This window comes from Chryseobacterium polytrichastri (genome assembly GCF_900142445.1).
Classification (GTDB): Bacteria; Bacteroidota; Bacteroidia; order Flavobacteriales; family Weeksellaceae; genus Chryseobacterium; species Chryseobacterium polytrichastri.
Window position 1 is genome coordinate 1 of record NZ_FRAV01000062.1, and the last position, 9,635, is coordinate 9,635.

General features: G+C 37.6%; 6 protein-coding genes. 5 read left to right on the forward strand and 1 reads right to left on the reverse strand.

Going from position 1 to position 9,635, the window contains the following annotated elements:
• A partial coding sequence (locus tag BUB80_RS22415) for a transposase (protein ID WP_139262866.1) occupies window positions 1-262 on the reverse strand: 262 nt, incomplete at its 3' end.
• Window positions 263-548: 286 nt separating this feature from the next.
• On the opposite strand from BUB80_RS22415, the gene BUB80_RS22420 reads away from it, so the two are divergent.
• Genes BUB80_RS22420 through BUB80_RS22440 form a run of 5 tightly spaced genes read left to right on the forward strand, consistent with a single transcriptional unit; the run spans window position 549 to window position 9,545 of the window.
• Entirely contained in the window at window positions 549-2,102 is a 1,554-nt protein-coding gene (locus tag BUB80_RS22420; RefSeq protein WP_073297919.1) for a T9SS type A sorting domain-containing protein, read from the forward strand.
• Between the two features lie 10 nt (window positions 2,103-2,112).
• Window positions 2,113-4,470, forward strand: a complete 2,358-nt coding sequence (locus BUB80_RS22425) for a hypothetical protein (protein WP_073297911.1) — start codon at window positions 2,113-2,115, stop codon at window positions 4,468-4,470.
• Window positions 4,471-4,485: 15 nt separating this feature from the next.
• The gene (locus BUB80_RS22430) at window positions 4,486-8,028 is read left to right on the forward strand and encodes a DUF6443 domain-containing protein (protein ID WP_083547372.1); all 3,543 of its coding nucleotides are present in this window, start codon (window positions 4,486-4,488) and stop codon (window positions 8,026-8,028) included.
• Window positions 8,029-8,038: 10 nt separating this feature from the next.
• Window positions 8,039-9,025, forward strand: coding sequence for a hypothetical protein (locus BUB80_RS22435; protein WP_073297915.1), 987 nt, complete (start codon window positions 8,039-8,041; stop codon window positions 9,023-9,025).
• Window positions 9,018-9,545 carry a hypothetical protein gene (locus BUB80_RS22440; protein WP_073297917.1) on the forward strand — a complete coding sequence of 176 codons (528 nt, stop codon included), beginning with the start codon at window positions 9,018-9,020 and terminating at the stop codon, window positions 9,543-9,545. The genes BUB80_RS22435 and BUB80_RS22440 overlap by 8 nt, the downstream gene beginning before the upstream one ends.
• Window positions 9,546-9,635: the final 90 nt, after the last annotated feature.

Genomic DNA, 9,635 nt, shown 5'->3' on the forward strand with positions numbered 1-9,635 from the left:
AACTACCATCCTTGCTCCATTTATTGAAATAATAGTAGATACTTTGCCAGCTTACTTTCTCGTTGAAAAAATATTCTTTAAGGCTTAATTCTCTCCATTGACAACCTGTTTTTAAACGTTTTATGATCAATAGAAATATACTTAATACATTTAATCGGCTGGGAAATCCTCTTTTTCCTCTACTCAGGTATGGGATTATCCACTTTTCTATTTTATCTTTGTTTGATAGTTCCAGAATCTTAGGTTTTTTGTTTAGCGACACTAATTTCCTTTTTTTCTCGGAATTTTTTTTATTTAAATAAGTTTAAACAGGTTTAATACATTGGCCGGAGAAAAAGCCACCAATACAAAATTAAAATTCCTTTAAAGAAAATTTAATGCGACAAGTTCTGTCGCTTTGAGAGGTTAGATTTGCCTCAGGAACAATCCCAAACAGGATGTTATTTCCTTTAACCGTAAATATACGGATAGAAATATGGGGGAAACCCCTATTTCAAGAAATAATACTATGAATAAATTTAACATTTTTAATAAAAAGCTCAATGCCTATGAAAAAAACTTACTCAGCTGCACTCATTATGTGCACAATTATAAATGCCGCAGCCCAAGAAGTGGTCTGGCAGAAAGATATCAAATCCAATACCCAGGATTTCTTAAGCCGGGTGGTTACTACCATTGACCAGCAGTATTTAATTACAGGAAGTTCAATTCAGGCTGCCCTTCCGGCAGGCTCAGGGACCACAAATGGGAAACAGAATAACGGCTACGATTACCATCTTGTAAAACTTGACCAGAGAGGAGAAGAGGTCTGGGAAAAGTATTTCTCAGGGCAGAACCACGATTTCTTATCTGCAGCGGTTGCGGTGCAGGAAGGCGGCTTTCTTCTTGCGGGTACCACATTCTCAGGAAAAGGACTCGATAAAAAAGAAGATTCAAAAGGCGGCTCCGATATCTGGCTTATAAAAATTAATGAATTCGGGGATGAGATCTGGCAGAAAACACTGGGAACATCTTCCGATGAGGAAGCGAGAGCGGTGATACAGACTGCAGACTTAGGTTTTTTTGTAGCAGGAAATGTACAGAATGCTGCTAAAGGTTACGGTTCAAAAGACGTCACGGTGGCAAGACTCGATAAAAACGGAAAGGTTCTTTCAGAAATATTATTGGGAGGAAAAGGTCTTGATGAAGCTGAGAAAATGATTCCTACGAAAGACGGGGGTGCTTTACTGGGTATTTATTCAAGAAGCGGCACCGGCGGTTCAAAGAAAACGGAGAACTACGGCGAAGGCGATTACTGGGTTGTAAAACTCAATAAAGAAGGAAAAGTAGAATGGGATAAGAATTTCGGCGGAAAAGCTGACGACCATTTAAGAACACTGGCTTTAACATCACAAGGATTTTTGATCGGTGGTGAGAGCCGTTCCGAGCGTTCAGGGAACAAGTCTGTAGGAATCGAAGGAGGAACAGACCTCTGGCTGATTTCACTCAATGAGAGAGGCGATGAATTATGGCAGAAATCCTACAACTTCAAAAACAGAGATGTTCTGATGGGGATGAGCGTGCTGCACAGTTCAGATGATAAAACTTCAAAAGGAATTCTTCTGGGAGGCTATACGCAGGCAGAGGGAAGAATCGAAAATGACGACGAGACTTTCTGGATGCTGTATCTGAATCAGGACGGAAAAGAGGAATGGAGAAAGTATGTAAAAGGCGAATCCCGAAAGAAGGAGGAAAGACTTTCAGACCTGATGTTAAACAGAGACGGTTCTATTGTGTTGGCAGGCACAAGCGCAGAAGAACTCGGAAAGGAGAACTGGAAAATAGTAAAACTGGGAGACAAGCAGGTAGACCAGCTGATCGACAAGCAGGACATCAAGATCTACCCTAATCCGGTATCAGATTATGCTTATGTGGAAATAGGCTTTGACTTTAAAGAGGCTGACATCACCCTGTATGACATGGGCGGAAGACAGCTTCAGAATTTTAAGACTAAGAATAAGGTGACCAAGATCAATACGCAGAATTTGATTCAGGGAGCTTATCTGGTAAGCATCAAAACGGATTCCAATAAAACGGCTAACGCTAAAATCATTAAGAAATAAACTAAGGATAATGAAGAAAACAATTAAAATATTGAGCATTGGACTGGGACTGCTGTCCTCAGCTATTTATGCTCAAGACGAGATAAACTTTGGAGATTTTGCAAACCCGGTTCCTTCGGTTTCGTCCCTTGCCAGCTATAACAATACGCCTGTCACCAATGCAACAGGAATCCCGGATATTTCTTTTCCTTTACTGCAGCTGCCGTCCTATAACAGCGGGGTAATCTTGAGTACAGGCTTATCCTATAACCCTATGAATGTTTCAGAATCTGAGCCGGCAAGCCAGGTCGGGAGAGGCTGGTCTCTTTTTGCAGGCGGGGTGATTTCAAGAAGCATTGTGAATGATCTTGATGAATTGTATGACAATGCCGGCAGCACAGACTATTATCAAAATGAATTTGATGATACTTACTATTATAACTTACCGGGTATTTCCGGCAGATTCAGAGTAGTACGGGATGTGACCGCTAATACGTTTAAACTGGTTAATCTCACTTTAAACAAAATTAAAATTGATTATAAAAAGACTGCTAACAGTGCCACTATTATTTTCGACTCGTTTACGATAACAGACACTAAAGGAATCCAGTATATCTTTAAGGACTACAGCAGAAGTAATCTGGATACCACTCCCTATCTTGGACATAAGTTATTCAGGTCTGCTTTCTTTTTAACACAAATACTTGACCCTGACGGTCTTGAACTTGCTGTTTTCTCTTATCAAAAAGATACAAAATATAAAAAGAACGGGGCTACCATCAAATATGAGACCTGTAAATTAAAAACCATTACCGCTCCTGGATTTGGAAAAATGGAATTTGATTATTTATATAATCCTTCACTGGAAAGTACGATGAATGACCCGTATGAGATTCAGAAGGTGACATTAAAAGATAATTACAACCACCTGATTTCAGGGTATACCTTCGAGTATATTTATACATTAAATTATCTGGACAGAAGGAGTCTTGTAAAGCTGAAGAAACTGAATAGAAATAATGCTGTAACTGAAACTCAGGAATTTGAGTATTCAACAGAGGCTGCTGGTGCTCAGGCGGAGTTATTTGGGATATTAAAAAGAGTCAGTTCTCCTTCGGGCGGTGTGACAGAATATAATTTTGAGCCGAATCGGAAATATTTTAATAATGCCAATAATAATGCACCCGGACTGAGAATAGGGAGTATTAAGTATTTTAACAGTAAAACTGATGCTGCCCCTGTAAAGACAACAAAGTTTGAATATAATAATTTTACAGATAACAATTCTTCCGGTTATTCTGTTTTTCCTTACGGCGGGGATGAGAATACTGCCTACTTTATACTGTATAAAAATGTTAAAATAAGCGGAGCAGATGATAACAACGGATATGTGAGATATTATTACAAAATTCCGGCTGATTATCCAATGGAACCATACATAGTGAATGGAGTTAATTACGGGAACGTCCAGCCTTATTATAACTTTACAAGTACCGGGTTATTAGATAAAAAAGAAGTCTATGATGCGCAGAACAAGCTGCTGGCTTCAGAACAGACCAGTTATACATTTGATTACATTTCTGACGCAGAAAATATTGAGCTGGGCGCAGGTGCGGTTTCTACCAGATTAGGCTGGCTGAAGAAAGTTACGTCAAGCTCTAAAGCCTATTTTGATAATAATCAAAGTATAGAAAATACCTCGGAAACAAGCTTCAATATTTTCAATTATGAGGCTGCTACCACAAAAAAAACTGTGGATAATAATATCATAGAAAGTTTTATTACTTATCCGGAATCCGGGTATGCCAAACTTATGACAGCCGGTATTAAAAGTACTCCCGTGGTGGTGGAAGAAAAAATAGACGGGGAGCTTATATCTAAAATAGAAACAAAATTTGATAATGCGGCTTCTACGCGGCCTACAAGTTTCATTACAAGTAATATTAATAACGCAGCACCTAAAACAGTCACTATCAATCAGTATGATGATAAAGGAAATGTAATCCAGTTCACATCTCCTGCCGGTATGCCTGCCGCCGTTGTCTACGGCTATGATAAGACGAAGCCTATTGCTAAAATAGAAGGAGCTGCTTACGCGCAGGTTTCTTCATTTGTGCAGTCTATTGTAGATGCGTCTAACCTAGATGCGGCAGATCCCTCAAAAGAAGCACTGCTTCTCGCAGTACTGAATAATTTTAAAAAATTGGATGCACTGAAAGATTATCAGATCACTACATATACTTACGATCCGCTTATAGGAACGACTACTGTGACGCCGCCGAGCGGGATCAGAGAAATCTATCAGTATGATGCAGATAACAGGCTGGACAAAATTGTCAATATGAACGGGACCACCTTGAAGCAGTATCAATATAACTATAAACACTAATAACAAATGAAACAAATGAAAAAAATAATATTAATTATAAACTTACTGCTGATCGGTTTTTCTCATGCACAGTCCGGGCTCACCGCAGCTGAAAATTATGTTTATGAGAAAAACTGTTTAACGGAAGACTGCTCAAAGAAAATAGAAAATGTAAAATACTTTGACGGTCTTGGAAGGATAAAACAGAATATATCGATTAAGGCTACTTCTGCAGGGAGAGATGTGGCTGAGCCATTGGTATATGATATTTACGGCAGAGCCGTAAAAGCATATCTTCCCATACCGCAGGCAGGAACACAGAATGGAGGGATGTATACTGATCCTCTTTCTAATGCTTCAGCAGTTTACGGAAATGAAAAGATATATACTGAAAAAATACTGGAAGCTTCTCCTTTAGGCAGGATTCTTCAGCAGAAGCAGATCGGAAATGACTGGGCTGCTCATCCTGTTAATTTTTCTTATGCTTCCAATACCGATGGTGAAGTAAAACAATATTCAGTATCAACTTCATGGACGGAAGGAAGAACAAACAGTCTGCTTGTTTTATCAGGAAGCTGTCCCGCAAATACATTATACAAGTCCACAGTTACTGATGAAGACGGCAGTACAGCTGTCGAATTTAAAAATAAAAAAGGCCAGACTATTCTGGTCAGGAAAAATGACGGAACTCAAAATGCAGATACTTACTATATCTATGATAAATACGGACATTTAGCCTATGTTATTCCGCCGCTGGCCTCTAAGTCAGGATTAGTAGACCAGACGACTTTAGACAATCTCTGCTATCAGTACAGACATGATGAATCGAACCGTCTGGTTGAAAAGAAAATTCCGGGGAAAGGCTGGGAATACATGGTGTATGACAAGGCAGACAGGCTTGTTATGAGCCAGGATGCCAATATGAAGCCGTCAGGAAAATGGATGTTTGTAAAATATGATAAATTCTCCAGAGTATTATATACAGGAACAGCAGCTGTAGGCGCGCAGTTTATAAGAAGACAGGTGCAGGACGCTGTCGACTATTATCCCAGTGTTGGAATACCTATCTACGAAGAACGCAGTACATCTGGATTTACAAACAGCGGCATGCAGGTTTATTACAGCAATAATGCCTATCCTATGGGATCTCTGTACGATAAAATTCTCAGCGTTAATTATTATGACACCTACCCGCAGGGAACACCTGCAGTTCCTGCACAGGTTTTAGGACAGGATATACTTCCTCAGGATACCCAAGGCTCAAATGTCAGCACAAAAAGCCTTCCTACTGCTTCTTATGTGAAAAATATAGAGGATGACAGCTGGACTAAGAATTATATCTGGTATGATACTAAGGGACGAGCGGTTGGGGCGCATTCTATAAATCACCTTGGTGGATATACTAAAACCGAATCTGAACTTGATTTTGCAGGAGCGGTAAAACAGACCAAAGCATATCATAAAAGATTAAACACGGATACTGAAAAAGTAATCACGCAGACCTATGAATATGACAGCCAGAACAGACTGCTGGTACACAAACATCAGGTGGACAGCCAGCCGCAGGAACTGCTGGCAGTTAATACCTATAACGAATTATCCCAGCTGGTTAACAAGAAAGTAGGAAATAATCTGCAGAGTATTGATTACGTCTACAACATCAAAGGCTGGATGACTAAAGTCAATGATCCTGCAGCGCTTAACGGGAAATTGTTTGGATATGAAATAAAATATCAAAATCCTGTCAATACTCCTTCTGCACCGTCTAGATACAATGGAAATATTGCGCAGATAGACTGGAGGACTTCACAGGATGGTGTGCTGAAAAGATATTCTTATCAGTACGATGCATTAAGCAGATTACAAAAAGGAATCTATTCGGAGCCGGATAATTCTGTTCCTGGAAATGATTTTTTTAATGAAGGAATGAGCTACGATCTTAACGGAAATATTCTGTCTCTGCAGAGAAATAATAAAGGAGCCTCTGGGACTGCCGAACAGATCGATAATCTGAGCTATAATTATACAGGCAACAGGCTTAATTCTGTAAAGGAAAACCAGCCTAATTATCTGGGATATCCGGATATGTCAGAAAATCCGATTTCTTATGATGACAACGGGAATATGAAAGATCAGAAAGATAAAGGAATCTTACAGATCGATTATAATTATCTGAATCTTCCTGATTATATTAAATTTGATGATACGTATATTCCAAGATCTCAATCGCCGGATAACAATGTAAATACAAGATATACTTACCGTGCAGACGGTGTAAAACTTAAAAAGTTATATACGTTTGGTGTGGGGAGAAATAGGATAGAAACCAACAGGATAACGGAATATTTAGACGGGTTTCAGTATGAGACAACAGGTGCCAGTGACAGAATTCTTGTGCAGGTTTTAAAATTCGTACCGACTGCGGAAGGATATTACAATTTTGAAAATAATAAGTATATTTACACCTACACAGACCATCTAGGAAATGTACGTTTAAGTTACTTTAACAATGGTTCTGGAGCAGCGGTCATTGAAGAAAATAATTATTATCCCTTCGGTTTAAAGCACAATGCGTACAATGGATTAGGCGGAAATAAAGCCTACAAATATCAGTACAACAGCAAGGAACTGCAGGAAGAATCTGGAATGTATGATTACGGTGCAAGGATGTACATGCCTGATCTGGGTAGATGGGGTGTTGTAGATCCTCTTGCTGAAAACATGAGAAGATTTTCTCCGTATAATTATGGAAATAACAATCCTGTTTTCAATATTGATCCTGACGGAAGGCTCAGTCAGGCATTCATGAGCCAGATTAACAGCTCTCCCAGCGGTACTACGTGGACAAATACAGGAGACGGTTTTACCAATAACTGGGGCGGTTCTATGGGCTATAGCGGCCTTGCTTTTAATTTTAGGAGCCACACTTCAACTTCTCTAGGGAGCATGTTTGGAGAAGGAGGCGGAGGTGGTTCTGGAGGGCCAGGAGGTGATGAGAGCTCTCTAAGTCCCTGGATGCAGTCAAATATGGGACCTAACCCGATGGAAATTGGAAAAATGGCACACAGTGCAATGGCTACTTTTTTTAGGTCTAACACAGATCTTAGAGAAAATTGGTTTCCTGAAGAAAATCAGTTAATGTGGAAATGGAATATTAGATTGCGCCCTGATTTGCATTACATGAAGAAAGGGATAAATTCAGTGTGGGAACTAAAGCCTACGAGTAACTTCGTAGATTCATCATTATCTTTAAGAGGGAAACATCAGGCTCAGGTATATGCTGATGCTCTTACTATGCTTAAACATGAGAAATTTTTTGTAGGATCTTCCTACGGAGCACCCATTCCTCCAATAAATGGAAGAGTTGCAACTGATCCCCGTTCTGGTTATCAATTCAGCTATGACGTACCCATAGGTACAGATGGGATGATTTATTATAACTGTTTAAATTGTCAAGATCGTCAAAGAAGCCCAGTTAGACAGACTCAAACAAATCCCCAGACTGCAAATCAGATGGGGACAGGTTTAGCAGTAGCTTTGCTAATTTTAAATATTGCAGTCAGGTTAATTCCTAATTAAAAATAAACTTATGAACAAATTCGTACATATAGAATTAGACGAAAAGAAATTTGCACACCAAACATTAAATTATATACTTAATAATCAAAACACGTGTTTAGGAAGCAGTCTATTTATAAGAATCTTAGATCCAAGAATTAAATATGGCGATCTCAATAATCATATTGAATTTTTAAAAGAAAGATTATCTCATATTGAATTTTTTGTTGATTATAACACAGTTGAATACAAAAATAAGATGGATACTTATCAAGTATTGGAGACTGATAATCTTGGTAGAATCTTCGATAATTCCAGAATCTTAACTCCTTTAAAGTTTGAGAAAGAAAACTTTTCAAAGGAAATATTTTGGGCAAATGCTAAAGAAGAGGAAGCATATCAAAAAACATGTCATTTCAAAAGCTTTGAGGATAAAATAATTAACGAAAAAAAGTTTTATACTGCATTGGAAAATAGCCCTTTCTTTAATGTAAAAGCCTGGATTTTGTATTACCAGGATCTGCTAAATGTCAAATTTCCAGAATTTTCGAATAAAATTGTTTCCGGAAAATCGATTACTAAGTATAGACCTTTTAAAGGGGAATATTTTTTAGGAATAGAAACAGATTATCAATCCTGCAGAAATAATTTTAAAAGGGGGTGGTGGGAAGAACCAGAGTATAAACTTGTTATTTTCAAAATGCTAGATGAAAAAACGTTAGATAAGGTTGTTATTTTTGATAAATTCGTACATCCACATTTTAATCCTCCTGTATTTAGTTTTGCTGGTTTTTTTGGTTCAAAAACAGTACATGATGTTGATGAAGTTGAATTTGTAATAGATGATGGTACAAGAAAAGAAATATTAGAAGATAGCATGATAAGATTATACAACTCTGAAGAATTTGGAGATGAGCTTAAACGTCACGCTTATTTCTATTATGATATGCTCTACCATACAACGAAAGAGTTTATAAAGTTTGTTGAAGAATCTTTTGATCCAGAAGAAGATGAATAAATTCGCTCATATTGAATTAAATGAAAAAGATTTTTTAGACAGAACTTTAAAATATATTTATTCTGTCGAAAACACATACATGGAATGCTCCCTCTTTATAAATATCTTAAATCCAATAAAAAAATATGGGAGCTTAAAAGAGAATGAATTGTTTCTAAGAGAACGGCTGTCTAAGTTGCAATTCATAGTGGATTATGATGAGGTAACATTTGTAAATAAAATTTCTAGATTTAGTGATGATACTCATGAACAAGCGAAATTGTTTGGAGATAAAAAAGGTGAAATAGAAAATTTTTCTAAAGAAATTTTTTGGGCAAATCAGGATGAGGAACAGGTCTACAAGAAAATCTGTGATTTTAAAAGTTTTGATGAAAAAATAATTGATAAAAAAAAGTTTTATAATGTAATAGTAAACAGTCCCTTCTTTAATGTGAAGGGCTGGATATTATATTACCAGAATTTATTAGATAGCAAATTTTCAGAATTTTCAGAAAAAATAGTATCTGGAAAAACTATTTGACTAGTCCTAAAATAGGTTTACAAGTTATCAATTAAGATACGAATCCGGAAGATTTTACTTTTCCGGATTTTTTATGCATCATTTCCGGTG